General features: G+C 65.2%; 24 protein-coding genes. 12 read left to right on the top strand and 12 right to left on the bottom strand.

The window, feature by feature from the left end; translation table 11 throughout:
• Window positions 1–26: 26 nt before the first annotated feature.
• Both BMY03_RS11375 and BMY03_RS11370 read right to left on the bottom strand, forming a co-directional pair.
• Window positions 27–347 (bottom strand): hypothetical protein, encoded by a 321-nt coding sequence (locus BMY03_RS11375; RefSeq protein ID WP_023631229.1) that lies wholly within the window; start codon window positions 345–347, stop codon window positions 27–29.
• Window positions 348–484: 137 nt separating this feature from the next.
• Window positions 485–871, bottom strand: coding sequence for a VOC family protein (locus BMY03_RS11370; RefSeq protein WP_177182904.1), 387 nt, complete (start codon window positions 869–871; stop codon window positions 485–487).
• Window positions 872–1,063: 192 nt separating this feature from the next.
• On the opposite strand from BMY03_RS11370, the gene BMY03_RS26345 reads away from it, so the two are divergent.
• The 3 genes from BMY03_RS26345 (at window position 1,064) to BMY03_RS11360 (ending at window position 3,503) form a co-directional block, all read left to right on the top strand.
• Window positions 1,064–1,219, top strand: a complete 156-nt coding sequence (locus BMY03_RS26345; RefSeq protein WP_156177603.1) for a hypothetical protein — start codon at window positions 1,064–1,066, stop codon at window positions 1,217–1,219.
• A gap of 55 nt (window positions 1,220–1,274) precedes the next feature.
• Window positions 1,275–1,754: a hypothetical protein gene (locus BMY03_RS11365; RefSeq protein ID WP_023631225.1), complete on the top strand. Its 480-nt coding sequence runs from the start codon at window positions 1,275–1,277 to the stop codon at window positions 1,752–1,754.
• Between the two features lie 174 nt (window positions 1,755–1,928).
• A complete protein-coding gene (locus tag BMY03_RS11360) occupies window positions 1,929–3,503 on the top strand; it encodes a GGDEF domain-containing protein (protein ID WP_023631224.1) in 1,575 nt (524 codons plus the stop codon).
• 3 nt (window positions 3,504–3,506) lie between these two features.
• Here BMY03_RS11360 and BMY03_RS11355 read toward each other — a convergent pair whose 3' ends face one another.
• Window positions 3,507–3,866 (bottom strand): VOC family protein, encoded by a 360-nt coding sequence (locus tag BMY03_RS11355; protein WP_094011093.1) that lies wholly within the window; start codon window positions 3,864–3,866, stop codon window positions 3,507–3,509.
• A 174-nt stretch (window positions 3,867–4,040) separates the two neighbouring features.
• On the opposite strand from BMY03_RS11355, the gene BMY03_RS11350 reads away from it, so the two are divergent.
• The 3 genes from BMY03_RS11350 (at window position 4,041) to BMY03_RS11340 (ending at window position 6,861) form a co-directional block, all read left to right on the top strand.
• Window positions 4,041–4,820, top strand: a complete 780-nt coding sequence (locus tag BMY03_RS11350; RefSeq protein WP_023631223.1) for a DNA/RNA non-specific endonuclease — start codon at window positions 4,041–4,043, stop codon at window positions 4,818–4,820.
• Between the two features lie 104 nt (window positions 4,821–4,924).
• A complete protein-coding gene (locus BMY03_RS11345) occupies window positions 4,925–5,377 on the top strand; it encodes a hypothetical protein (protein WP_023631222.1) in 453 nt (150 codons plus the stop codon).
• 149 nt (window positions 5,378–5,526) lie between these two features.
• Window positions 5,527–6,861: an MFS transporter gene (locus BMY03_RS11340; RefSeq protein ID WP_038705906.1), complete on the top strand. Its 1,335-nt coding sequence runs from the start codon at window positions 5,527–5,529 to the stop codon at window positions 6,859–6,861.
• Between the two features lie 69 nt (window positions 6,862–6,930).
• Here BMY03_RS11340 and katG read toward each other — a convergent pair whose 3' ends face one another.
• Window positions 6,931–9,177, bottom strand: a complete 2,247-nt coding sequence (gene katG / locus BMY03_RS11335) for a catalase/peroxidase HPI (protein ID WP_094011092.1) — start codon at window positions 9,175–9,177, stop codon at window positions 6,931–6,933.
• 350 nt (window positions 9,178–9,527) lie between these two features.
• Here katG and BMY03_RS11330 point away from each other — a divergent pair, with 350 nt between their 5' ends.
• The 4 genes from BMY03_RS11330 to BMY03_RS11310 all read left to right on the top strand — a co-directional run bounded on the left by BMY03_RS11330 (window position 9,528) and on the right by BMY03_RS11310 (window position 13,708).
• A complete protein-coding gene (locus tag BMY03_RS11330) occupies window positions 9,528–10,421 on the top strand; it encodes a hypothetical protein (RefSeq protein WP_143067542.1) in 894 nt (297 codons plus the stop codon).
• 304 nt (window positions 10,422–10,725) lie between these two features.
• Complete coding sequence (locus BMY03_RS11320; protein WP_094011089.1) at window positions 10,726–11,823, top strand: carboxynorspermidine decarboxylase; 1,098 nt, start codon at window positions 10,726–10,728, stop codon at window positions 11,821–11,823.
• Window positions 11,824–11,853: 30 nt separating this feature from the next.
• Window positions 11,854–13,098 carry a saccharopine dehydrogenase family protein gene (locus BMY03_RS11315; RefSeq protein ID WP_038705903.1) on the top strand — a complete coding sequence of 415 codons (1,245 nt, stop codon included), beginning with the start codon at window positions 11,854–11,856 and terminating at the stop codon, window positions 13,096–13,098.
• A 121-nt stretch (window positions 13,099–13,219) separates the two neighbouring features.
• Window positions 13,220–13,708: a signal peptidase II gene (locus BMY03_RS11310; protein ID WP_094011088.1), complete on the top strand. Its 489-nt coding sequence runs from the start codon at window positions 13,220–13,222 to the stop codon at window positions 13,706–13,708.
• 113 nt (window positions 13,709–13,821) lie between these two features.
• Here BMY03_RS11310 and BMY03_RS11305 read toward each other — a convergent pair whose 3' ends face one another.
• The gene (locus tag BMY03_RS11305) at window positions 13,822–14,676 is read right to left on the bottom strand and encodes a type 1 glutamine amidotransferase domain-containing protein (protein WP_094011087.1); all 855 of its coding nucleotides are present in this window, start codon (window positions 14,674–14,676) and stop codon (window positions 13,822–13,824) included.
• Between the two features lie 13 nt (window positions 14,677–14,689).
• Window positions 14,690–14,995: a putative quinol monooxygenase gene (locus BMY03_RS11300; protein WP_094011086.1), complete on the bottom strand. Its 306-nt coding sequence runs from the start codon at window positions 14,993–14,995 to the stop codon at window positions 14,690–14,692.
• An 88-nt stretch (window positions 14,996–15,083) separates the two neighbouring features.
• Here BMY03_RS11300 and BMY03_RS11295 point away from each other — a divergent pair, with 88 nt between their 5' ends.
• Both BMY03_RS11295 and BMY03_RS11290 read left to right on the top strand, forming a co-directional pair.
• Window positions 15,084–16,010: a LysR family transcriptional regulator gene (locus BMY03_RS11295; RefSeq protein ID WP_038705901.1), complete on the top strand. Its 927-nt coding sequence runs from the start codon at window positions 15,084–15,086 to the stop codon at window positions 16,008–16,010.
• A gap of 126 nt (window positions 16,011–16,136) precedes the next feature.
• Window positions 16,137–17,189, top strand: coding sequence for a YncE family protein (locus BMY03_RS11290; protein ID WP_158659520.1), 1,053 nt, complete (start codon window positions 16,137–16,139; stop codon window positions 17,187–17,189).
• A 155-nt stretch (window positions 17,190–17,344) separates the two neighbouring features.
• Here BMY03_RS11290 and gspF read toward each other — a convergent pair whose 3' ends face one another.
• From gspF to gspK, 6 genes are read right to left on the bottom strand one after another with little or no spacing between them, the layout of a single operon-like run.
• Window positions 17,345–18,550: a type II secretion system inner membrane protein GspF gene (gene gspF / locus BMY03_RS11285; protein ID WP_094011084.1), complete on the bottom strand. Its 1,206-nt coding sequence runs from the start codon at window positions 18,548–18,550 to the stop codon at window positions 17,345–17,347.
• Window positions 18,550–19,971 carry a type II secretion system ATPase GspE gene (gene gspE / locus BMY03_RS11280; protein ID WP_038705899.1) on the bottom strand — a complete coding sequence of 474 codons (1,422 nt, stop codon included), beginning with the start codon at window positions 19,969–19,971 and terminating at the stop codon, window positions 18,550–18,552. Before gspE ends, gspF begins: the two co-directional genes overlap by 1 nt.
• Window positions 19,968–22,331 (bottom strand): type II secretion system secretin GspD, encoded by a 2,364-nt coding sequence (gene gspD, locus BMY03_RS11275; protein ID WP_094011083.1) that lies wholly within the window; start codon window positions 22,329–22,331, stop codon window positions 19,968–19,970. Before gspD ends, gspE begins: the two co-directional genes overlap by 4 nt.
• Window positions 22,328–22,846, bottom strand: coding sequence for a type II secretion system protein GspM (gspM, locus tag BMY03_RS11270; protein ID WP_094011082.1), 519 nt, complete (start codon window positions 22,844–22,846; stop codon window positions 22,328–22,330). The genes gspD and gspM overlap by 4 nt, the downstream gene beginning before the upstream one ends.
• Window positions 22,836–23,756, bottom strand: a complete 921-nt coding sequence (gene gspL, locus BMY03_RS11265) for a type II secretion system protein GspL (protein ID WP_094011081.1) — start codon at window positions 23,754–23,756, stop codon at window positions 22,836–22,838. Before gspL ends, gspM begins: the two co-directional genes overlap by 11 nt.
• Entirely contained in the window at window positions 23,753–24,703 is a 951-nt protein-coding gene (gspK, locus tag BMY03_RS11260; RefSeq protein WP_038705896.1) for a type II secretion system minor pseudopilin GspK, read from the bottom strand. The genes gspL and gspK overlap by 4 nt, the downstream gene beginning before the upstream one ends.
• Window position 24,704: the final 1 nt, after the last annotated feature.

Raw genomic sequence — 24,704 nt, 5'->3', positions numbered from 1 at the left:
TCCTGTGGGAATCGACTTGGCGGCGATCAGGCCGACTGGTTTACCTGCGGCAGCTGCCAGTCCTTCATCTCCTGCGGCGTCAGGCTGGCCAGCACCTGCATGAAGGTTTCGGTCAGCTCGCTGCTGACATTACCGTGGGCGCGGTAGTTGCTCAGCAGATAGCGCTTTACCGTATTCGGCCAGTTGTTCGCCAGATGGGCAGCCTTGATGATGCCCTTGGCGTCCTGATAGTTGGCGGCGGGCTTGACCTGGGTCAGCCGGCGCTCGAAGTGGCCGAAGCTCCAGTCGTCCTCGCGAGCCTCGAATTCGTCCAGCAGTTTCACCTTGTACAACGCAAGCTCGGGCATGCGTGATCTCCTTGTGATGGGGTGGAAGGAGACGGTAGGCGAATACGCCGGGAATGGAAATGAACACGGTGTTGAGCATGGCGGGTGTCGGTCGGGATGGCCTGTCAGACGCCGGCTGCAGGGGCCGGTAGCAAGGGCTAACGCGCGGGTAACGCAACCGGGCGCTCGCCCAGTTTCTGCGCCAGCCTCAACAGGTAGCCATCCGGGTCCTGGACCAGGAACTGGCGCAACCCCACTTCGACAGCATCTGCGCGATACCAGACCTCCTCGCACGCCTGGAACAACGGCCAGCGATGGCGCTCCAGCCGTTCGAGCAGCGGCGCGACCGCAGCGACATCAATCTGCAGGTTGATTCCCCGCCCGAAGGGCTTTTCCAGAGGCCCGGTGAGCCAGTGATCATCGGCATCGAGCTGCTCGAGCATCAACTGCGCGCAGTGCAGGTCAAGGTAGGCGAAACGCCGCTCCGGGCGTTGATAGGCAATCTCGAAGCCCAGCAGCGATACCTGAAACGGATGCGGCCGCACAGGCAGCCGCCTTTGTAGGTAGTCATCGGGTCGCCTTCCTTGGGGGCCAGGATTGCCGCACAATAGCCAACTTCGCGCGCATGAACCGCCGTAAAAGTGTTACGCCGTATGGCATCCTGGCCTGCGCGCCCGCGCCACTGCTAAAGTGCGCGCCGCGGCCCTCCCGGCCCCAGCAATAATGGAAACCTGCCGATGGAAAGAATGATCCAGTTCGTGGCGGTGGTGGTGGTCTGTACCAGCATCGGCATCGCCTGCGAGCACTACGAAGTGAACCGCTACCTGAAATGGCTGCTGATGGCCCTGCCGGCGATTGTCTGGGTACGTCTGCGCAATCCGTTGCAACGCTGAACTTGCGCATGGGTTTGCAGTAAACTCGCAAGCCTTACCGTGCCCAAGGCTGCCCATGTCCCGCCTGACCCGATTGCTGTTGCCCGTGCTCCTGCTCGGCGCCCTCGCCGCCTGTGACCAGAAGCCCAGCCGCGAGGAACAGATCCTCGCCAACCTGCCCTTGCAGGAAGCCTACGACCACAACATCGAGCGCATGGCCGGACTGTTGGCGATGACTCACACCAAGGTGCCGCAGGAGCAGATCAAGGAGGTGCTGCGCAAGCACCTCACCGTCGAGGATCAGCGCCAGGACTTGTTCAAGCTGTACAGCGAGGAACACTTCAACGACGCCGAGTTCGCCAATATCGTCCAGGCGACCCGCGACCCCGCCAAGGCCAAGGAACTGGGCCAGAGTGACCAGGGCAAGCGCCTGAGCGAAAAGCTCACCCGGCTGATGCGCGAGAGCGCCAGCGACCCTCAGGTTCAGGCCCTGGCGCAAGCGCGCATGCAGGAGGTCGAGGATGACCTGAGCGCACTGGAGCAGGCCCTGCCCTGATACAAGGAAAGAACTGGAAACAACTGCGGCTGAGGCGGGTGCTGTGATTCTTGTGAGAAGCCGGAGTGCTCTCCATCATCCAATCCTGCAATTTCCCACCTGCATGGTGCAACGCGCGCCTAGCGCGTAAGGTGAGGCATCTGCTGCATCCCATGAGGCCAAGGATTGCGATTCATGTTCCCCTACGCTCGGCGCCCTGACCTGCGCTCACTCATACTCATGCTATGCGCCGTCACCGCGCTGGTGATGCTGCTGGCCAGCTACTTCGCCAGCTACCGGGTGCAACGCCAACTGCTGATCGACAACGCCCTGGAAGCCAACCGGGCGTACGCCGCAAAAGTGGCCGCCGTGACCGAGAACACCCTCGTCAACGCCCTGCAGCAACTGGCCTATAGTGCCAATCAATGTGCCCGGCACCCCGATGACGACAGCCTGGTACAGGCGGAAATCGACCGCCTGCAAGCGCAAAGCAACCTGTTCAACTCGACCTTGCGGGTCAACGCCCAAGGCGTATTGCGTACGCTTGCGCCTGCGCCGCTGCAACACCTGGCCGGCACCCTGACCCGCTCGGATGCCGCCCAGCAAGCCTTGCGCGAGCGCCGCACGCTGGTGTCCACGCCGTTCTTGTCGGCAGCCGGCAACCTGCTGGTGATCATGTCGCAACCGATCTTCGACGCCAACGGTCATTACCAGGGCTATATCGGCGGCAGCCTGTACCTGCGCGAACGCAACATGCTCAACAGCCTGCTGGGCACGCACTTCTACCAGAACGGCGCGTACCTCTACGTAGTCGATCGTAACCGTCGGCTGCTTTTCCACCCCGACAGCCAGCGGGTCGGCAGCCTGGTAGGCGACAACCCGCTGGTCGACGAACTGCCTCGCCTGGATCAAGGCACCCGGCGACTGATCAACAGCCAAGGCGTGGAGATGCTTGCCGGTTTTGCCACGGTGCCCAGCACCGGCTGGGCCATCGTTTCCCAGCAACCCCTGCAATCGACCGTGGCACCGCTGCGCCACCTGATCCTCAATGTCATCGCCATTTCCGCACCGCTGGCCCTGCTCGGCTGGCTGCTGCTGTGCTGGCTGACCCAAGTCATCGCTCACCCGCTCAGGCAACTGGCCACGGTCGCCCGGGGTACGAGCGAGCAGCAGACCACCGAGCGCATCCACCAGGTCCGCGCCTGGTATGCCGAGGCCGCGGAGCTCAAGCGCGCCCTGTTGTTCGGCCTCAACCTGCTGCAGGAGCGTATTGGCCGACTCAACCACGATGTCCAGACCGACCCGCTCACGGGGCTGTTAAATCGCCGTGGGCTGCAGCAGGCACTGCGCTTGCTGCAGGCTGAAAAACGCGGCTTCGCCGTTGTAGTGCTGGACATCGACCATTTCAAACGGATCAACGACAACCACGGCCATGACATCGGCGACCTGGTCCTGCATCGGCTGGCCGGCCTGATGCGTGGTACCTGCCGTGAGGGCGACCTGCTGTGCCGCACTGGCGGCGAAGAGTTCCTGATGCTCCTGCCGGGTGCAGGGCTGGAGGTGGCGAGCGCCATCGCCGGCCACCTGCGCCTGACCGTCGAGCACACCCCTATCGAACCTGTCGGCGGGATTACCCTATCGCTGGGCGTGGCCAACTGGCAGCCCCTGACGGGTGACGAGCCTGGCGATACCCTGCGCAAAGCTGACCAGGCGCTGTACCGGGCCAAGCAGAAGGGGCGCAACCGCGTGTGCATCGAACACCCGGTCTGACCTCTAGACAGCGCTGGCCGTCCACACCGCCAGCTCATAGCCATCCGGGTCGATGAAGTGGAAACGGCGCCCGCCGGGAAACGCGAACACTGCACGGCTGATGCGAGCGCCAAGTGCCTCGATACGCTGCTGGGTCTGTTCGAGATCATCGGCATACAGGATGACCAGCGGCCCGCCAGGGCAGACCGGCTCGCCCGTGGTGAATCCCCCGGTGATACGTCCGTCCCTGAATTCGGTGTAGGTAGGCCCATAGTCAGTGAAGGTCCAGCCGAACAATTGGCCATAAAACGCCTTGCTGCGGGCGATATCGGCCACATTGAACTCGATGTTGTCGATTTGCCGATCGTTGCTTCGTTCTGCCATGTACAGCTTCCTTGCGGGTGGGTGAGTGATGAACCCGATCCTAGTGGGATATTTCACAAATAACGACCCTAACTCGCGCCGCCACTACTGTCGTGTATCCGCCATGCCGTGGAAAAAGCCATGCACCGGCAGACTGCTGTAACATCCCGGGCTTCTGTTCAAGGAAGACGCGACATGCGCCGTTTGCTGTTCCTCTTGCTGGTGCTGAGCCTGACCTCGTGCGCCCCCCGCCTGCCCTCCCCAATACCTGCCGAGCCTGCCGCCACGCCACTGACCCTGCTCGACCACGGGCGCTTCCAGCTTTGGTACGACTGCCTGCGCGGCGAGCCGCACCGCTTCAGCTTCACCCTCGACAAGGACCAGGGGCATCTGCCTCGGGTCGATAACTTCCGTATCGACCGTAGCCTGCCCGAGGGCTGTAAAGGCCAGTTCTCGGCCAAGGCTTACTCGACACCCAAGGGCTACCATCGCGGCCATCTGGCGGCCAACAATCATTTCGACGACGATCGGACGGCGATGGACGCCTCCAACCTGATGAGCAATATCGTCCCGCAGTTGGCCTCGCACAATAGCCGCACCTGGTACCAGACCGAACTGCTGACCGAGTGCTATCGCGACCTGCGCCCGGTGACGGTAATCGGTGGCGTGATGTTCGGCCATGCCGGCGCGGCCCTGGACAACGATGCCTTCATCCAGTCCCACGGCATCGCCACGCCCGAGGCGTTCTGGAAAGTGCTGCTGACCGAGGATGAACACGGACAGCCCCAGGTCATCGCCTGGTGGATCCCGCACCAGGTGGATCTGGGCACAGACCTCGACCCGTACTTGCGCAGTGTCCGCCAGATCGAGACTGCGCTTGGCCCGGACGAGCCGCCGATCGAGGTGCCTGAGCACCTCAAAGATCGGCGCCCACCCCACACCTGGCCGCTGCCTGCGCGTTGCGACCGTGAGTGAGAGAAAGCTTTCCCCCTGAAGTATAAGGCGCAGCCACGTTAATCTACGGCCCCTTTTCAAACCGGTATACGCAGGTACCGGTGTTTGCCTCCAAGGACGTTCCCGTGTCGAAGATCCCGCTGTTCACTCTCCTCCCGCTGGCAGCGCTTGGCCTGCTCACGCTCTTGGCCTGCAGCGCCAACCCCGAAGCCAACGCGAAAGTCGACGCCGCCGCCCTGGCCGGTTTCACGGCGGCCATGCAGAGTGCCCTCGTCAACCGAATCAATGCCGCCAACCAGGGCACCCTAGTCGGCGTGGTCACGCTCAAGCTCACTCTGGACCGCAGCAACCGCCCCGTCGCCTGCAAGGCCGTACGCAGCTCGCCCGCCCATGAACGCCTGCTGCCCGTCTGGGTCAATGCCTCACCCTTGAGCCAATTGAAGCAACTGGTCGAGCACGAATGCTGGAGAACCACTTACCCACCCGTTCCCGGCAGCCTGTTCGAAGACGGTCATGTCGATGTGATCGCGCCCCTGGTACTCATGCCTCGTCTGCCAACCCCCATGCCACTGCACTGAACCTGCTTTCCGGTGCTAACAGGCATCCTGATGTCGCCCCCGACAAAGCACCCTCGCCTTGCCGCTTGTCTACTGGCCCGAGAACAACGACGCCGCGCCCCGAGCGCGGCGCATCCGTCCAGGCTGCCAAGACCCCCGGAGAGCACCCTATGTCCATCGCCCACGAGGTCCCACCCGCCACCTTGCGGCGGGTGATTGCCGCCTCGGCCATCGGCAACTTCGTCGAATGGTTCGACTTCGCCGTCTACGGTTTCCTCGCCACCCTGATCGCCAGCCAGTTCTTCGCCAGTGAGGACGCCAGCGTCGCCCTGCTCAAGACCTTCGCCGTATTTGCCGTGGCCTTCGCCCTGCGCCCTTTGGGCGGCATCGTGTTTGGTGCGCTGGGCGACCGTCTCGGGCGCAAGCGCATCCTGTCGCTGACCATCCTGCTGATGGCCGGCTCCACCACGCTGATCGGCCTGCTGCCGACCTATGCCAGCATCGGCGTGCTGGCCCCGGCGCTGCTCACCCTCGCCCGCTGCCTGCAGGGGTTTTCCGCAGGGGGTGAATATGCCGGCGCTTGCGCCTACCTGATGGAGCACGCGCCACGGGGCAGGCGCGCGTTCTACGGCAGCTTCGTGCCGGTCTCGACCTTCTCTGCCTTCGCCTGCGCGGCGGTCATCGCCTATGGCCTGGAGGCAAGCCTCACACCCGAGGCGATGAACGCCTGGGGTTGGCGTATTCCGTTCCTGGTCGCCGCGCCCCTGGGCCTGGTCGGCCTTTACCTGCGCTGGCGCATGGAGGAAACCCCGGCGTTTCGCCAGGCAATCGCCGAAGGCAAGGCGCACAGCCATTCGCCGCTCGGCGACACTCTGCGCCACCATGGCCGCACCATCGGCAACCTTGGCGCGTTCATCTCGCTGACGGCGCTGTCGTTCTACATGTTCACCACCTACTTCGCCACCTACCTGCAGACGGTCGGCCACCTGAGCCGCGCCCAGGCGCTACTGGTCTCGACCGTGGCGCTGCTGTTCGCCGCGGCCGGCTGCCCGCTGGCGGGCGCCTTTTCAGATCGTGTCGGACGGCGCCGGACCATCGGCTTCACTTGCCTCTGGGTAATGGTCGCGGTGTTCCCGGCCTACTGGCTGGCCAGCTCGGGGTCGCTGGCGGGGGCATTGCTGGGAGTGATCCTGCTGGCCATCGGCGCGCTGATGAGTGGCGTGGTCACCGCCGCGCTGCTGTCGGAATGCTTCCCCACCCGCAGCCGCTACACCGCCTCGGCGATCACCTACAACGTCGCCTATACCCTGTTCGGCGGCACCGCGCCGCTGGTGGCGACCTGGTTGATCGAACAAAGTGGCAGCCGCCTGGCCCCGGCGTTCTACCTGGTGGTGATTGCCTTGCTGGCATTGATCGGCGGGCTGGCGTTGCCGGAGACCGCGCAGGTTTCGTTGCATGAGGAAAACCCTGGCACCGACCCGTTGCAGGGATCCCAGGGGCTTTAAGCCTGGGTTAGCAAACATCGCGGGGCATGCCGCATCGAAGCGCCGATGCGACATGCCCCGCGATCGGCGTTATGCCAGGTCGAACCTGTCCAGCTCCATCACTTTCACCCAGGCCGCGACGAAGTCCTTGACGAACTTCTCCCTGGCATCGCTGCTGCCGTATACCTCGCTCAAGGCACGCAGCTGCGCATGGGAGCCGAACACCAGGTCGACCCGGCTGGCGGTCCATTTCACCTGGCCGGTCTTGCGGTCACGGCCTTCGAACGCTTCGTTGTCCGCCGAAGTCGGTTTCCATTCCACGCCCATGTCCAGCAGGTTGCGGAAGAAGTCATTGCTGAGCACGCCGACCTTGTCGGTGAACACCCCCTCCTTGCTGCCGCCATGGTTGGCGCCCAGCACCCGCAGGCCACCGATCAGCACGGTCAGTTCCGGTGCGGTGAGCGTCAGCAACTGGGCCTTGTCCAGCAGCAATTTCTCGGCCTTGACGCTGTAGCGCGCCTTGCTGAAGTTGCGGAAACCGTCGGCCAGGGGCTCGAGCACGGCGAACGACTCGACATCGGTCTGCTCCTGCGAGGCGTCCACACGCCCCGGGTGGAACGGCACGCTGATGCTGTGCCCGGCATCCTGGGCGGCTTTTTCCACCGCTGCATTGCCGGCCAGGACGATCAGGTCAGCCAGGGAGACCTGGTTCCCGCCCTCGCTGCGGATCTTCTCCAGCGCCATCAGCACCTTGTCCAGCCCCTGGTTTGCCGTCCAACCGTTCTGCGGTGCCAAGCGCAGGCGACCGCCGTTGGCACCGCCGCGCTTGTCGGAGCCGCGGAAGGTCGAGGCCGAGGCCCAGGCGGCGGACACCAGTTCACCGACACTCAGCCCCGAAGCCAGCACCTTGGCCTTGAGCGCGGCGATATCGGCGTCGCTGGGTTGAGGCCCGGCCTTGGGCAACGGATCCTGCCACAGCAGCTCCTCGTTGGGCATTTCCGGCCCGAGATAGCGCGCCAGCGGGCCCATGTCGCGGTGGATCAGCTTGTACCAGGCACGGGCGAAGGCATCGGCGAGCTGGTCGGGGTTGTCCTTGAAACGCCGGGCGATCGGCTCGTAGATCGGGTCGAAGCGCAGCGCCAGGTCAGAGGTGAGCATCGACGGCGCGTGCTTCTTGCCGGGATCATGGGCATCAGGCACGGTGCCGGCGCCCTTGCCATCCTTCGGCCGCCACTGATGGGCGCCGGCCGGACTCTTGGTCAGCTCCCATTCAAAGTTGAACAGGTTGTTCAGGTACTCGTTGCTCCATCGAGTCGGGGTCGAGGTCCAGGTCACTTCCAGGCCGCTGGTGATGGTGTCGCCGCCCTTGCCGGTCCCGAACTTGTTGCTCCAGCCCAGGCCCTGCAGCTCGAGGCCCGCCGCTTCCGGCTCGGCGCCGACGTTGTCGGCGGGGCCGGCGCCGTGGGTCTTGCCGAAGGCATGGCCGCCGGCGATCAGCGCCACGGTCTCCTCATCGTTCATGGCCATTCGGCCAAAGGTCTCACGGATGTCCTGGCCGGACTTCACCGGGTCCGGCTCGCCCTCCGGTCCTTCCGGGTTGACGTAGATCAGGCCCATCTGCACCGCCGCTAGCGGGTTTTCCAGGTTGCGCTCGGCCGACAGGTCGCGGTTCTGCTCCTCGCCATGCTTGGCAGGCTCGGCTACCAGGTCACCCTGGCCGGGTGGCTGGGCCTTGACCTGTTCCTTGCCGTAGCGGGTGTCGCCACCCAGCCAGACCTTTTCCGAGCCCCAGTACACGTCTTCGTCCGGCTCCCATACGTCGGCGCGGCCACCGGAAAAGCCGAAGGTCTTGAAGCCCATGGACTCCAGGGCCACGTTGCCGGTAAGCACGATCAGGTCGGCCCAGGAAATCTTGTTGCCGTACTTCTGCTTGATCGGCCACAGCAGGCGCCGGGCCTTGTCCAGGCTGACGTTGTCCGGCCAGCTGTTGAGCGGGGCGAAACGCTGCTGGCCAGAGCCAGCACCACCTCGGCCATCACCAATGCGATAAGTGCCCGCGCTGTGCCAGGCCATGCGGATGAACAGCGGGCCATAGTGGCCGAAATCCGCCGGCCACCAGTCCTGGGAGTCGGTCATCAAGGCTGTCAGGTCTGCTTTGAGTGCCTGGAAGTCGAGGCTCTTGAACGCCTTGGCGTAGTCAAAGTCCGGGTCCATCGGGTCGGACTTGCTCGAATGCTGGTGGAGGATCTTCAGGTTGAGTTGGTCAGGCCACCAGTCACGGTTGCTGGTGCCGCCACCGGCGGTCTGGTGAAACGGGCATTTCGATTCGTTCGCCATCTGCTGCTACCTTTTGGGTCGGTTCAATTCAGATTTCCGGGCGTTGTTGTCATTGCGCTGCCAGGTGTTGAATCAGGCGTTCGCCAAACGCGCCTGCCCCTCGTCGGTTATGGCCGGGCACGCCTGTGCGCCGGCTTTTCACGGAACCAGCAGAAAGACTAGCCGAGCCTGGGCAGAGGTCTAATAGAGCCGATGTTGCCCTGTGATAGTCTGCGCCTTTCAAGCACCAGCAGCAGAACCGGCCAGGATCAAGGGAACAGAAAACAATGAGACGGATGTGCGCGAATCTGCTTAGGGCCTTGATTGCGTGGTGCAGTCGGCATCGCGCCGCCGCCGTTGGCGGAATCGTCTTGAGCGTCTCTGCACTGAGCTTATGGGCCGGCCTTTTCCAGGACCTGTTCAAACCCATGATGGAACACTGGCAACAGGTCGCCGAACTCAGGCAACCCCTTGCAGTGGAGATCAAGACAGGCCGCACAACAGGCGCTCAATGGGAAGCGCAGGACAAGATGTTCGTGGGGGAACCTGACCTGGTCACGCTCCTGTTGAACCGCGTGCCGGTGAAAACCCTGGAGGTTGCACATACCGCAAAGGATCAGCGTTTCCGGGACTATCCACCCACCGCCCCATTGACCTACCACCAGATCCCCACCAACGTCCGATACCAAGTCCTGGACTTGGATGACGATGACATCCCCGAGGTGGTACTGACACTCACCAATCAGCTTTACTCCCTTCACGATGACCGGCTGATCAATGTCCTGATCGTCGACCCGCGGGGCCGGCTGCTCAGTGGCACGCCCGTTCCCCCTGAGGTTGAGGGGCTGCGCACGGGCGCGCTGTCACCCTACAGTGCCTACCGCAGCACCGGTGTCATGAAAGACCTGATCAGCGGAGACACCACGCCCGTCACGTTCGCCAACGGCTTTGCCGTACAGATCGAAGGCAAGCGCAAGTTACTGCGATTTTCCTGGGTCGTGGACAGCGCGAGCTTTGTCAGCGAACACCTGCATGTCACGCAGTCATTCGTCTTCAGCGATGGCCGCCTTCAGCCTTCAGGGGCCCCACAACTCTACATTTCCAGCCTCTGGGAACAGCCATGGGTAGATGAAACACCGGTAACGCTGGCTGAGGCGCAGAAGTTTCTGGACGATAACAACATGCCCACCTTTTCCACCATGATGGGTCGTCCTGATCAGCAAGCTACTCCACCAGCGCCCCTGCTGCCCGCCAGTCAGCCCTGAACCGGCGTGTGCGAGCCAGCCCCTGAACCGACGTCGGTAGACCGTTTGCACAACATGTCGCGTCCATCGGATTCTTCCTGGTATGCCTCGTCGCCAACCAGCATGGTCATCTTGATCTGGTCAACTTGGTCACGACCCGCGGCAAGTACAGCTCGCACCGAGGACCGGACCATGGAACCGGTGGGGTTTCCCTTGCAAAACGCGGCACGACTCTGACGAAATGCGCCTCGCGCCCTTTCGTACCGCGGCAAGTGAAGGCACAATGCGTGTCCTTTTTTTGGCCGGCCTGGCCGGGGGCCTTTAAATGATCAAGACGCCGTACTACCTCATCGACAAAACCAAGCTGCTGAGCAACATGGAGAAGATCGCCTACGTGCGCGAACACTCCGGTGCCAAGGCACTGCTTGCCCTCAAGTGCTTCGCTACCTGGTCGGTATTCGACCTGATGCAGCAGTACATGGACGGCACCACCTCGTCTTCGCTGTTCGAGCTCAAGCTCGGCCGCCAGAAGTTCGCCGGCGAAACCCATGCCTACAGCGTGGCCTGGGCCGACGACGAAGTCGAAGAGATGCTCGAAAACTGCGACAAGATCATCTTCAACTCCATCGGCCAGCTCGAGCGCTTCGCCGAGCAGTCCGAAGGCAAGGTGCGCGGCCTGCGCGTCAACCCGCAGGTGAGTAGCTCCGACTACCTGCTGGCCGACCCGGCGCGCCCGTTCAGCCGCCTCGGCGAGTGGGATCCAGAAAAGATCGAGAAGGTGATCGAGAAGATCTCCGGTTTCATGTTCCACAACAACTGCGAGAACGGCGACTTCGGCCTGTTCGACAAGATGCTCACGCACATCGAGGAACGTTTCGGCCACCTGCTGCACAAGGTCGAGTGGGTCAGCCTCGGCGGCGGCATCCACTTCACTGGCGAGGACTACGCGGTGGACGCCTTCTGCGCGCGCCTGAAGCAGTTCGCCGAAACCTACGGTGTGCAGGTCTACCTGGAGCCGGGCGAAGCGGCCATCACCAACAGCGCCTCGCTGGAAGTGACCGTGCTCGACACCCTGTACAACGGCAAGCACCTGGCCGTGGTCGACAGCTCGATCGAAGCGCACTTGCTCGACCTGCTGATCTACCGCCTCAACGCCAAGATGGCCCCCAACGACGGTGCGCACACCTACATGGTCTGCGGCAAGTCGTGCCTGGCCGGCGACATCTTCGGCGAGTACCAATTCGACAAGCCACTGGCCATCGGTGACCGGCTGTCGTTCATCGACACGGCGGGCTACACCATGGTCAAGAAAAACTGGTTCAACGGTCTGAAAATGCCCTCCATCGCGGTCAAGCAACTCGACGGCAGCGTCGAAGTGGTGCGCGAGTTCGGTTTCGAAGACTACGTTTCGAGCCTGTCGTAAGACAGGCTTTCATGAAGGAGAGCAGCTGAATTGAAGAAGAACGTTCTTATCATTGGTGCAGGAGGTGTCGCCAAGGTGGTGGCCCACAAGTGCGCACAGCATAACGACGAACTGGGTCGTATTGCGATTGCGTCACGGAACATCTCCAAATGCCAGGCCATCATCGACAGCGTCAAGGCCAAGGGTAGCCTCAAGGTTCCCGCCGACATCCAGGCCTTCTCGCTCAACGCCCTCGATGTCGAGGCGACCAAGGCCCTGATCCGCGAGACCGAATCGCAGATCGTGATCAACGTTGGCTCCGCCTTCCTCAACATGTCGGTGCTGCGCGCCTGCATCGATACCGGTGTCGCTTATCTTGACACCGCCATCCACGAAGAGCCGGGCAAGATCTGCGAGACCCCGCCGTGGTACGGCAACTACGAGTGGAAACACCTCGAAGAGTGCCAACAAAAGAACATTACCGCCATTCTCGGCGTCGGCTTCGACCCGGGTGTGGTGAACAGCTACGCGAAACTCGCGCAGCAGCAGTACTTCGACCAGATCGACTCGATCGACATCCTGGACGTGAATGCCGGTTCCCACGGCAAGTACTTCGCCACCAACTTCGACCCGGAAATCAACTTCCGTGAGTTCACCGGGCAAGTCTGGAGCTGGCAGAACAGCCAGTGGACCAGCAACACCATGTTCGAGGTCAAGCGCACCGACGATCTGCCGGTAGTGGGTTCGCAGAACCTGTACCTGACCGGCCACGACGAAGTGCACTCGATCTCGAAGAACCTGAACGTGCCGAACGTGCGTTTCTGGATGAGCTTCGGCGAACACTACATCAATGTGTTCACCGTGCTGAAGAACCTCGGCTTGCTCAGCGAGCAGCCGGTGAAGACCGCCGAAGGCCTGGAAGTGGTACCGCTGAAAGTGGTCAAGGCCGTGCTGCCGGATCCGGCCTCGCTGGCCCCGGGCTATACCGGCAAGACCTGCATCGGTGACCTGGTCAAGGGCACCAAGGACGGCCAGCCGCGCGAGGTGTTCATCTACAACGTGGCCGACCACGAGGAAGCCTACGCCGAGACCGACAGCCAAGGTATTTCCTACACCGCAGGCGTGCCTCCGGTAGCCGCCGCGCTGCTGGTTGCCCGTGGCCAGTGGGATGCCGGGCGCATGGTCAACGTCGAGGAGCTCCCGGCCGAGCCGTTCCTCAAGGCGCTGGACGTGATGGGCCTGCCGACCCGCGTCAAGGATGAAAAAGGCGATCGTCCGTGGGACGCTGAAGCCTAAGCTGCACGACGAAGGGGCGCCAGATGGCGCCCCTTCTGTTTAGGAGCTGTCTGTGGCAGCGGGCTTGCCCCGCACCGGCAGATCGTTACCCGCATTCGCGATGCCCAAAGGAACTGTCAGCATGTTTTCCAGCCGTACCCTCGTCCTCACCCTGGGCGTTGCCTTCATCATTCTCGACCAGTGGGTAAAACTGATCGCCCTGGTCGCCCTGAACGATCACAGCTATGTCTATGGCAACCAGAGCGTCTGGCTGGACCTGGCCCTGAGCCTCAACCCCGGAGCGTTCCTCAGCCTCGGCGCCGGGCTGGCTCCGTGGCTCAAGCAACTGGTGTTCGTGGTCGCCGTCGGCGTGGTGTGCGCCTGGGCCATGGTCTGGGCCTGGCGCCACTGGCAATCGGCACCGGTCAAGGCCAGCGCGGCCTGGTTCATCGCCGTGGGCGGGCTGTCCAACTTGATCGACCGGGTCTTTCGCGACGGCCACGTGGTCGATTACCTGGTCCTCAATATCGGCACCCTGCACACCGGCGTGTTCAACCTGGCCGACATCGCCATCATGGCCGGCGCCACGGTGCTGGTGGTGGACGGCATTACCCGGCCGAGCAAACGCTGATCCCGCCTCGCCAATGGGCCGTACCGCGGGCCGCCCCAAGCGAGACAAAGCCTGCGCACCTGAATGACCGAGGCCCTGCCAGCATCCGCAAGGCCTCAATCAGCTGCACTCGATCAGTTCTTGCGGCTACCGACACTCTCCAACTGCTCAAGCAACGCCTTGGCCAACGCCTTGTCGGAAAACGGATTCTGCCCGGTGATCAACTCGCGATCGACCACTACATGGGGCTGCCAGGCCTGGGCATAACTCATGTCGCCTCCTGCACCGGCCATGGCCTTGGCGGGATAGAACTGCAGACGCTGCTCCTTGAGTGAGCCCTCGAACACCTGCTCCTCAGGGTCGGAGAAAATGGTCATGCGATAGCCCCGGTACGTCCAGTCGCTGGCCGCCGGGGTTTCGCCACGGGCGAGCGCGGCGCGGTAGGCGACCGGGTCCTGCTGCGCCGACAGCAACGTGATCGGGCCGTGGCAAATGGCGGCCGTGGGCTTGCCGGCCTGGTGGAAATGACGCAACAGGGCACCGACGTCGGGGTTGTTGGCCAGGTCGATCAGCGGCGCATGGCCACCCGGGATGAAGATCCCGGCATAGCGGCCCATATCGCCAGCCAATACCTCCTTCACCGACAGCGTGTCGTCGATATCCGGCAGGCTATCGACCACCTGGCGGATACGCTGCATTTCGCGGGCATCGCCGCCGAAGTACATCGGATCGATCGAGCGCTCATCGACACTCGGCGCATTGCCCTTGGGCGTCACCAGCACCAGCTTGTAGCCGGCCTTGAGCAACTGGTCGGCAGGCACGCCGAATTCGTTGAGGTAGTAACCGGTGGGGTACGGTTTGCCGTCCTTGAGCTGCAGCTGGTTCTCGCTGGACAACAGCACCAGTACCTCACCCTTCGCAGCGGCGGCGGCCTGGCCGGCCAGCAAAGTACCAGCCAGTGCCAGCGCGACGGGAGCAATCATGTTCATGGTGTCTTCCTGATCAGTTGAATGGCGCGATATCCAGCCCGTGGGCAAGCTGGACTTGAGTCGGTGCGGCCAACCAGCCGGCGCTGGCGGCGCGATAGGCCTGGTAATGGGCACTGTTGCGATGGGCCTCGACGGCGGCGGCATCGACATACAACTCGAACAGCTCGAACGCCAGCACCTCGCCCTCGCGGACGAACAGGTCATAGCGCAGGTTGCCGGGCTCGGCGCGGGTCTGCCCCACCATCAGGCGCAAGGCCTGTTCTGTGACCTCACGGTGTTCAGGATGCGGCTGGATAGTGGCGAAGATGGCAATGGTCACGGGGCGTCTCCCTCAACAAGTTGGGCCCATCCTAACCATCGCGTTATGATTCGATAATTCGAAAGCACTTATTCCTGTGATTCGTTTTATGAATATCAGCAACAAGGACCTCAACCTGCTGCACCTGTTCCAGGTGCTCTATGAAGAGCGCAATGCCTCCCATGCAGCGCAACGGCTGGCCCTCAGCCAGCCCGCCCTGAGCCACAAGCTCAACAAGCTGCGCCAGCAGTTCGGCGACCCCTTGTTCGTGCGTGCGCCGCGTGGTCTCACGCCAACGCCCAGGGCCCATGAGCTGGCGCCCCGGATACAGCAGCTGGTTGCACAGCTACAGGACTTCTACAGGGATTGCGACGGCGATGATTTCCTCTCCCGCCCGACCCAGGTGCACCTTTACAGCACCGACTACCTGGAGCAGACCCTGCTGCCCAGGCTGCTGCCGATCCTGCGCACCCAGGCACCGAACCTGACCCTGATCACCCACAACACCCAGGGCAACCTGCCACGCGAGGCGCTGGAAAAAGGCACCTGCGACCTGGCCATCGCCGGTTTCTACAACGGTTTGCCGGACACCTTCCATCAACAGCGCCTGCTCAGTGAGGACTTCGTGGTACTGGCCGCCGCCGACAACCCACACCTGACCGAGGGCATGAGCCTGGAGGCGTTCCTGGCCTGCGAGCACCTGCTGACCACACTCACCGGCGACCTCGATGGCCGGGTCGATCACGCCCTGCGGGCTGTTGGTCGGCAACGTCGGGTGGTGGCCGGCCTGTCCAGCTTCATTGCCCCTACGCGTCTGGTGCGCGGCACCGACCTGCTGCTGACCTGCCTGCGCTCGCTGGCCATCGAAGCGGTCGAGCGCGACCCCGGCCTGCGCCTGCACACCCTGCCCCTGGCGCTGCCCCGGGTCGAAGTGATGCAGATCTGGCACGCGCGCACCCACGCCGACCCCTTGCGTCGCTGGTTCCGCCAACAGGTGTGGGAGGTGGCGCAGCAGGTCACTGCACCAGCTGGTTGATCTCGATGATCAGCATCAGCACCGCCAGCCACCGTCGGCGTGCACATGTCCACTGAAACTCTCGGACGGCCCGACGGGTCACAGCCAGTGCATGCAACAAGGATCACACCTTCAAGGAGACTGGACATGCCCTACCCCATGACATTCACACCCCCCTTCCGCCTGCTGGCCCTGGCCGGTGCCCTGCTGGCCTGCGCCACCTTGGCCAATGCCGACGACGTGCTGCTGGTCGGCAACAAGGCCGACGCCAGCGTGTCGGCCCTGGACACTGGCAGTGGCCAGGAAATGATCCGCCTGCCGGTAGGCACCGGCCCCCACGAGGTGGTGGTCAGTGGCAATGGCCTGCTCGCCGTGGTCGGCAACTACGGCGCGCAAGGCACGGCGAACAACAGCCTGAGCGTGATCGATTGGCCGACCCGGACGGTCGTGCGCACCATCGACCTGGGCGAAGACACCCGCCCCCATGGCATTCGTTTCCTGCCCGACAGCCAGCGTGTGGTGGTCACCACCGAAGCCAGCGAACGTCTGCTGGTGGTCGACCTGGCCCAAGGTAAAGTGCTCGACCGCATCGACGTCGGTGGCGGCAAACCGCACATGGTCGCGCTGTCACCCGGTGCCGACCGCGCCTACGTCAGCCATGTCGAGAGCGGCACGCTGTCGGTGGTCGACCTGCTGCACAAGAAGAAAATCGCCGAGATCCCCACGGGCGCCGGCAGCGAAGGCGTGGCGGTGACCCCCAGCGGCACCCAGGTATGGGTCAGCAACCGCGACGGCAACGAAGTGGTCATCGTCGATAGCAAGCGCCTGGAAGTCACCGACCGTATCCGCACCGGCCTGTTCCCGATCCGCGTCGCGATGACCCCGGATGGCAAGTATGCGCTTGTCACCTGCGCCAAGTCGGCGGAACTGGCGGTGATCGATGTGGTGGCCAAGAAAGAGATCAAGCGCATCGGCCTGGCGCGCGAAGGCGCCGAATACCGCCGCACGATGCTCGGCGAAGAGGCGCTGCCGATTGGCGCGGTGGTCTCGCCGGATGGCAAGCGGGTCTATGTGGCGATCAGCGGCGGCGATGAGGTCGCGGTGATCAGCACAGCCAACTGGACCGAGAAGGCCCGCTGGAAAGCCGGCCCCGAGCCGGACGCCCTGGCGATCGTGGTGCAGCCGAAGGAAGAGAGCTGAGCACCGCAAAGGCGCCTCGCGGGAGGCGCCTTTACACCACTGGCCTTGGCTGAATGGAAGAACCCGGCCAAGATCCGCCCCCTCTTGCGTTCACAGCTCAACCCTCCTTCTTGATACTGGTTCCGCCAACAAGGTGTGGGAAGTGGTGCAGCAGGTCACTGCACCAGCTGGTTGATCTCGATGATCGGCATCAGCACCGCCATGACGATCAGCAGCACCACCGCCCCCATGATCACGATCATCAGCGGCTCGAGCAGCGCGGTCATGCCCATGGCGCGGCGCTCGATGTCCTTGGCCAGGCTGTCGGCGGCGCGGTCGAGCATCGGCGGCAGGTTGCCGGTCTTCTCGCCGCTGGCGATCAGGTGGATGAGCAGCGGCGGGAAGACCTTTTCCACCGCCAGCGCCGAGGCCAGCCCGGCGCCCTCGCGCACCCGTGCGGTGGCCTCGCTGACACACTGGTCGAGGCGATCGTTGCCCAAGGTCTGGCGCGCCGCCTCCAGCGCACGCAGCAGCGGTACCCCGGCGCTGCCGAGGATCGCAAGCGTGGAAGCAAAGCGCGCCGTGTTCAGGCCCAACACGAAACGGCCGAGCAACGGCAGCCGCAGGATCCGGGCGTGCCAGGCCAGGCGCGCCGCCGGGGCGCGCAAGTAGACCCGCCAGGCCCAGACCGCCCCAGCCATCAGGGCGAAGCACAGCACGCCCCATTCACGCACGAAGTCACTGGCCGCCAGCATCGCCAGGGTCAGCCCGGGCAGGTCCTGACGTGCCTGGGTGAAGGCGCTGACCACCTGCGGCACCACATAGCTGAGCAGGAAGATGACGATGCCCACCGACACCAGCCCGACCACGCCGGGATAGATGAAAGCGGTGAGTATCTTGCCGCGCAAGGTGTTGCGCTCCTCGATGTAGTCGGCCAGGCGCTCCATTACCTGGGCCAGGTCGCCGGACTCCTCGCCCGCCGCCACCAGCGCCCGGTAGATTTCGGGGAAGTCCCGCGGCCGTTCGGCCAGTGCGTCGGCCAGGCGCATGCCACTGCGCACATCGCCGCGCACTGCCGCCAGCAACTGCGCCACAGGCTTGCGCTCGGCCTGTTCCAGGGTCGCGCCCAGCGCCGCCTCCAGCGGCAGGCCGGCGGCCAGCAGGCTGGCCAGCTGACGCGTGGCCCATGCCAGGTCGCCATCACTCAGCCGGGCGCTGAACAGGCCCGCGCCCTGCACGGCAGCGGCCTGGGCCTCGACCTCCAGCGCGGTCAGCCCCAGGCCGCGCAATTGCGCCATCGCGGCGCCCGGACTGTCGGCTTCGAGCAGCCCTTTGATGATATGCCCCTGGGCGTCGGCGGCTTCATAGCGGTAACGGTTCATCAGGTATCCCGTGTCACGCGCAGGATTTCTTCCAGGCAGGTGCTGCCGCTGTCGACCCAGCGCTGGCCGTCCTCGCGCATGCTGCGCATGCCGTTACCCCGGGCGGCGGCGCGCAGGGCCTGTTCATCGGCGCCCTGGTGCACCAGGGCGCGCACTGCGTCGTCCACGCAGAACAGCTCGTGGATGCCGGTGCGCCCGCTGTAGCCTGAGTGATTGCAATGCGCGCAGCCCACCGCCCGGTACTGCCCGGGCGTGGCCGGATCGGGCTCGCGGCAGTGCGGGCACAGACGCCGCACCAGGCGCTGGGCCAGCACGCCGAGCAGCGCCGAGGCCAGCAGGAACGGCTCGACGCCCATGTCGACCAGGCGGTTGACCGCCGACACCGCATCGTTGGTGTGCAGCGTGGCCAGCACCAGGTGCCCGGTCAGCGAGGCCTGCACGGCGATCTGCGCGGTCTCCAGGTCGCGGATCTCGCCGATCATGATCACGTCCGGGTCCTGGCGCAGGATGGCGCGCAGGGCCACGGCGAAGCTCATGTCGATACGCGCGTTGACCTGGATCTGGCTGATCCCCGGCAGGTCGTATTCCACCGGATCCTCGACGGTGAGGATGTTGCTGACACTGGCATCCAGCCGCGCCAACGCCGCGTATAGGCTGGTGGTCTTGCCCGAGCCGGTGGGGCCGGTGACCAGCACGATGCCATGCGGCTGGCGGATCAACTGGTCCAGCCGTGCCAGCACCGCGGCGTCCATGCCCAGCGCCTCCAGGCGCAGGCGCCCGGCCTGTTTGTCCAGCAGGCGCATGACCACGCGCTCGCCATGGCCGGTGGGCACGGTGGACACGCGGATATCGATGGGCCGCCCGGCCACGCGCAGGGCGATGCGGCCGTCCTGGGGCAGGCGCTTCTCGGCGATGTCCAGCTGCGCCATGATCTTGATCCGCGACACCAGCGCTCCGTGCAACGCCTTGCGCGGCGAGACCACGTCGCGCAGGGTGCCGTCGACCCGGTAGCGCACCAGGCAGTGGCTCTCGAACGGCTCGATATGAATGTCGCTGGCCTGGTCGCGGGCCGCCTGGGTGAGCAAGGCGTTGATCATGCGGATCACCGGCGCGTCGTCCTGGGCCTCGAGCAGGTCGGTGACTTCCGGGATGTCCTGCAGCAGGCGGTCGAGGTCCACCTCGTTCTCCGCCGCGCCCACCACCGCCGCGGCGCTGCCGGTATCGGCGTAGGCGCTGACCAGCAACGCGTCCATGTTCGCGTCGGTAACCGCTTCGACAGCCACCGCGCCAAAGCGCCGACGCACCTCTGCCACCGCCCAGCCCGGGCTCGAAGGGCAACACGAGAGTACCGCCCTCGCCTCGTCATCGGCCTGCAGCACCACCCGCTGGGCCTTGGCCCAGGCATACGGCAGGCGGCTCAACGGGCCACCTCGTCCACCGGCACGGCACGGATCGAGGCCCGTGGCGCCTGCGATGACACCGGCCGCGCGCGGCCCTGGTCGGGCACGCCCTGCTCCACCGGCGGCAGCAGCGGCATGTCTATGTCCGGCAGTGCCCAGGAGTGCTCGGGCTTGAGGTTGCCCTGGGTACGACGGATGAAGTCGTAGCGGTTCAGGGTGATGCTGCGCCCGGCCGCGGCATCGCGCACGATGTACGGGCGCAGGAACACCATCAGGTTGGTCTTGGTGCTGGCCCGGCGCTCGCTGCGAAACAGCGCGCCTACCCCCGGCAGCCCGGACAGCCACGGGATGCCCTCGTTGCTCTGGGTGTAGCCGTCCTGCAACAACCCACCGAGGACCATGATCTGGCCATCGTCGAGCAGGATGCTGGTGTCGATGGCGCGCTTGTTGGTCACCGTGCCGGCGGCACTCGAGGCACGCTGGTCGACGCTGCTGACCTCTTGGTAGACGTCGAGCTTGACCGTGCCGCCCTCGGAGATCTGCGGCCGCACGTTCAGGCGCAGGCCCACTTCCTCGCGCTGGATGGTCTGGAACGGGTTGTTGCTGTTGCCGCCGCCATCGGTTACGTACTGGCCGCTGACGAAGGGGATGGTCTGGCCGACGAAGATGCTCGCCGCCTCGTTGTCCAGGGTCAGCAGGTTGGGTGTAGACAAAACGTTGCTGCCCCCCTTGCTGGTCAACGCACGGGCCAGCACCTTGAGGTCGAGCACCTCGCCGATGCCGGGGATCTTCACCGTGCCATCGACCACGCCCACCGACAGCCCCTTGGGCAGCACATCGATGCTGCTCGGCCCCTTGACCAACCCGCTGCCACCGAGGTTGGCACCGCCGAACACGCCATTCTTGCCTAGGTTGCCGGCCTGCCACTGAATGCCGAACTCATTGGCGTCGTCCTCGCCGACCTCGACGATCAGGCTTTCCACCACCACCTGGGCGCGGCGTTGATCAAGCTGGTCGATGACCTCGCGCAGGCTGCGATACAGCGGCTCCGGGGCGGAAATCAGCAGGGTGTTGGTGGTCTTGTCGGCCTGGATGGTCGCGCCGCCGGCGGAGAACGCGGTGCCTTGGTCGTTCTGCTGCGCGCTGGCGCCGTAGCCGTTCGGCGTGCTGCCGGCGCCCAGGCTGTTGCCGCGGTTCTGGCTGCCAGTTGTACTGCTGTTCTGCGTGGCGCTGTTGTTGCCGGTGCTGGCGCCGTTGCCGTTGCCACTGCCGGCGGTGAGCATGCCGCCACCGCTGAGCAGCGCACGCGTGCCGTCGGCAGTGGCACTGTCGCTCTCGCCGGTCAGCAGCCCCCGCAGGCTCTGCGCCAGCTTGTCGGCCTGGGCATTGCGCAGGTACACCACGTGCAGGTTGCCGGCGCTGTTCTGCGCATTGTCGAGCTTGTAGACCAGGTCACGGGCCAGCTGGGTACGCTCGGGGCTGCCGGAGCGGATCACCACGCTGTTCGAGCGCGGATCGCCCAGCACGCTGATCTTCTGGGTCGGGTCGCTACCCTGGCTGTCGAGCAGTTCGTTGACCATGCTGGCGATGTCGCTGGCGATACCGTTGTTGATCGCCACCACATCGGTGTCGATGGCGCTGGGGATGTCGACCCGGTCAAGGATCTGCGCGACCCGCTCGAGGTTTTCGGCGTAATCGGTGACGACCAGGGTGTTGTTACCCGGGTAGGCGTTGATCGGGTTGTCCGGCGAGACGATCGGGCGCAGCACCGGGATGAGGTTGACGGCGTTCTCGTACTGCAGACGGAAGGTCCGGGTGACCATGCCGTTGCCGGCGTCGCGGTCGCCGCTCACCAGCGCGCCGCCGAGCAGCTTGGCGTCGGCCTGGGGCACCACCTGGGCCACGCCGCCGACATCGACCACGCTGAAGCCCTGCATGCGCAGGGCCGACAGCAGCATGGAATAAGCCTTGGCGGCAGGCACCTCGCCTTCGGAAACCAGGGTCAGCTGGCCCTTGACCCGTGGATCCACCAGGAACTGGCGACCGGTGGCGCGGGACAGGCCGCGCACCACTGCCTGGATATCGGCATCGACGAAGTTCAGCTGTACCGGCTGGTCGCCCAGTGGATTGGCCGGCGCGGGTGCGGCCACGGCGCGGCTGTGGCGCTGGCCGACCCGGGGCGGCGACTGGCGCTGCAGCGGGCGGCTCTGCGGTTCGCGGTGATCCAGGGTGCCCGCCGTGGCACCGGCTTCGGCCAGCGGACGGCCCAGCTCGCTGCTGGCCAGGGGACGTTGCACGCTCGGCGCGCTGGCGCAGGCGCTGAGTGCCAGGGCCAGGAGCAAGGGCGCGAACGGCAGTCGCGGTGAACGGAGGCACGTCATGAAGGGTCCTTAGCGCCATGCGCCTGAGTCATGCGAAGGGTTCCGGAAAAGGTCACCGGGCTGCCGGGCTCGCCGGGGTCCCGGCGCAATGTCAGCTGGCCAACACCGAGCCCAAGGCGCAGCGGCACAGACTGTAGCCAGGCCATGGCCGCCTCTGCGGGGGCCCGCTGCCAGCCCAGGTGCCAGGTATCGCCCTCGCCGTCGAGCAGTGACTGCGCCAGCAGGCCAGCCTGCTCCAGGCTCTGGCGCAAAGCCTGGGCGGTATCCGCAGGCCGTTGTGCCAGGCGCTCGCCGAGCAAGGCATCGAGCGCCTGCGCCTGGCTGCGCAACTTGGGTGTTTCGGCCTGCCAGTGGTCGATCCGGGCCAGGGCTGGCTGCACCAGTACCTGCCAGCAGAACAGCGCGCCGAGCAAGCCGCCTGCCAGGGCGACCGCACGACGCTCCCTCGCGGCCAGGGCTTGCCAGCGTTGCCGGGCCTGACCGCGCAGCAGGCCCAGGCGGGTCTTAATCGACATGGGCCAGCTCCTCGCCGGATGGGTTGGCCGCACGCAGGGTCCAGCCTTGCCCACTGGCCTGGCCTTCGATGCCGCGTGCGGCGAGGTCGGCCTGCCAGGCACTGTCCGCCGGGGCCTTGCCGCCATCGTCCAGGGGAGTGAGGCGCAGCACGCCATCCTGATAATCCAGCGCCTCGACATTGCCTGCCAAAAACGGCATGACCTGGCCGGCGCCGTCGAGCAAGACCGCCAGCCCCGAGCCAGCGCCACCCTGCCCGGCCTGCAGTTGCTGACGTGCCTGCTGCAGGGGGTTGAGCACTACCGGCAACTGCGGGAAGGCCATGCGCACCTGGGCGACCATGTGCGCACGCAACTGCTCACCCTCGTCGGCCAGGTGCGCGGCATAGAGGTTCAAGCCCAGGCACCAGATCACTGCCGCCGCGCCCCAGATCGCCAAGGTGCGTCCCAACGCTGGCGATTTCACAGGCCCGGCAAGCCCGCCGGCCAAATCGACTGACGACGCGGTATCCTCCTGCCGGGCGAACAGCCCGGCCACGCGGATACCATCGGCCTGCAGCCATGCCTGCAAGCGCGCCATCTGCGCAAGGCCCAGCCAGGCCACGGCGACGTTCCCATCTGCCTGGCGCGGCCCGTGCGCCACGTGGACCTGCCCGGCATCGCCGAGCACCAGCCCCTGGACCGCGCAACCCACCGCCGCGCTCAAGCGCTTGCCCGTCAGCGGTGGCAAGGCCAGGACCAGGGCCAGGCTGTCGTGCGCATGCAAGTGCAGGCGCCAGGATCCACCCTTGATCTCGCGCTGCAATTGCCCGCGTGTGGCCTGGCCGCCACGCTCGGCCTGGCGGTAGTCCAACAGCGAGGCATCCTCCAGCTCCGCCAACGGCGGCAGCTGCACATCAACCAGCGTACTCATGCGCCCACCCGGCTCCAGATGACATCCGGCAACTGCCCCTCGCGCTGGCGCAGCAGCGCCTGCAGGGGTAGTTCGCGGCTGCCCAGGCGCGCCTGGCCGCGCAGGCGGAACCAGTCGCTGTTGATCCCCACCCGCACATTGGCCATGGCCAGCTGCGGCATGCGCAAACGGTTGACGAAATCGCCCCGGTTGATGAACCAGCGCCCACTGTCGCGCTCGGCCACCAGCGCCATGGCCTGCTGCAGCGGCAGGCCCGGCACCTGCGCGGCGAGCACTTCGGCACTGGCGGTGTTGCCATTGATCCAGGTCATCGCCGGCAGCACCGTGACGAATCGGCGCAGGCGCTGCAGGGCCTCGGCGTCCATGCCCTTGAGCCCGACCAGGGCATCGACGCTGCGCAGCATCGGGCGCCTGGCCGGCAACGCCTCGGCGGCAACGGCCGGCGAGGTCGCACGGCCGCCTTGCAGGCCCTGACCGGCACTGCCGGGGGATACCGGCGGACGCTGTGGGTAGCTGTCGATCACCTGCCCGGCGATGGCCGTGGCCAGCCGCTCGCCGATGCCGATCAGCGCGCACAGACGCTGGAAGGTCGCCAGTGCCTCGCTGTCCACCTGGCCATCGACCACCAGGTTGCGCAGGTTGAACTTGCCCTGCTCATCCTCCAGTTGCCCATCGAAGCGCACGCTGCCGGACGGCACATCGCGCAACGGTCGCGTCCAGGGTTGGCCGCCACGTACCAGCGGATCGCGCAGGCGTTGTTCGAACAACACCCTGCGGCTAAGTTGCAGGCCGCCCTCCAGGGCCCATTGCCCCTGCAGCGCCATCTGGCGGTTCTCCACCTGCCGGGTCTGCAGCCCCTGGCGTTCGATCATGCCTGCGGCGATCACCGCCACCACCGCGGCAATCAACAGCGCACTGATCACGGCCATGCCGTCCTGGCGCGCCATG

The organism is Pseudomonas soli, from assembly GCF_900110655.1.
GTDB classification, from domain to species: Bacteria; Pseudomonadota; Gammaproteobacteria; order Pseudomonadales; family Pseudomonadaceae; genus Aquipseudomonas; species Aquipseudomonas soli.
The sequence above is the reverse complement of the archived record's forward strand: the minus strand, read 5'-3'. Positions and strand labels throughout refer to the sequence as shown.

What these genes read in the sequence shown, in the direction of transcription:
- BMY03_RS11375 (WP_023631229.1), bottom strand. Translation starts at nt 347, where the DNA reads ATGCCCGAGCTTGCGTTGTACAAGGTGAAACTGCTGGACGAATTCGAG.
- BMY03_RS26345 (WP_156177603.1), top strand. Translation starts at nt 1,064, where the DNA reads ATGGAAAGAATGATCCAGTTCGTGGCGGTGGTGGTGGTCTGTACCAGC.
- BMY03_RS11365 (WP_023631225.1), top strand. Translation starts at nt 1,275, where the DNA reads ATGTCCCGCCTGACCCGATTGCTGTTGCCCGTGCTCCTGCTCGGCGCC.
- BMY03_RS11360 (WP_023631224.1), top strand. Translation starts at nt 1,929, where the DNA reads ATGTTCCCCTACGCTCGGCGCCCTGACCTGCGCTCACTCATACTCATG.
- BMY03_RS11355 (WP_094011093.1), bottom strand. Translation starts at nt 3,866, where the DNA reads ATGGCAGAACGAAGCAACGATCGGCAAATCGACAACATCGAGTTCAAT.
- BMY03_RS11350 (WP_023631223.1), top strand. Translation starts at nt 4,041, where the DNA reads ATGCGCCGTTTGCTGTTCCTCTTGCTGGTGCTGAGCCTGACCTCGTGC.
- BMY03_RS11340 (WP_038705906.1), top strand. Translation starts at nt 5,527, where the DNA reads ATGTCCATCGCCCACGAGGTCCCACCCGCCACCTTGCGGCGGGTGATT.
- katG (WP_094011092.1), bottom strand. Translation starts at nt 9,177, where the DNA reads ATGGCGAACGAATCGAAATGCCCGTTTCACCAGACCGCCGGTGGCGGC.
- BMY03_RS11320 (WP_094011089.1), top strand. Translation starts at nt 10,726, where the DNA reads ATGATCAAGACGCCGTACTACCTCATCGACAAAACCAAGCTGCTGAGC.
- BMY03_RS11310 (WP_094011088.1), top strand. Translation starts at nt 13,220, where the DNA reads ATGTTTTCCAGCCGTACCCTCGTCCTCACCCTGGGCGTTGCCTTCATC.
- BMY03_RS11305 (WP_094011087.1), bottom strand. Translation starts at nt 14,676, where the DNA reads ATGAACATGATTGCTCCCGTCGCGCTGGCACTGGCTGGTACTTTGCTG.
- BMY03_RS11295 (WP_038705901.1), top strand. Translation starts at nt 15,084, where the DNA reads ATGAATATCAGCAACAAGGACCTCAACCTGCTGCACCTGTTCCAGGTG.
- BMY03_RS11290 (WP_158659520.1), top strand. Translation starts at nt 16,137, where the DNA reads ATGCCCTACCCCATGACATTCACACCCCCCTTCCGCCTGCTGGCCCTG.
- gspF (WP_094011084.1), bottom strand. Translation starts at nt 18,550, where the DNA reads ATGAACCGTTACCGCTATGAAGCCGCCGACGCCCAGGGGCATATCATC.
- gspD (WP_094011083.1), bottom strand. Translation starts at nt 22,331, where the DNA reads ATGACGTGCCTCCGTTCACCGCGACTGCCGTTCGCGCCCTTGCTCCTG.
- gspM (WP_094011082.1), bottom strand. Translation starts at nt 22,846, where the DNA reads ATGTCGATTAAGACCCGCCTGGGCCTGCTGCGCGGTCAGGCCCGGCAA.
- gspL (WP_094011081.1), bottom strand. Translation starts at nt 23,756, where the DNA reads ATGAGTACGCTGGTTGATGTGCAGCTGCCGCCGTTGGCGGAGCTGGAG.
- gspK (WP_038705896.1), bottom strand. Translation starts at nt 24,703, where the DNA reads ATGGCGCGCCAGGACGGCATGGCCGTGATCAGTGCGCTGTTGATTGCC.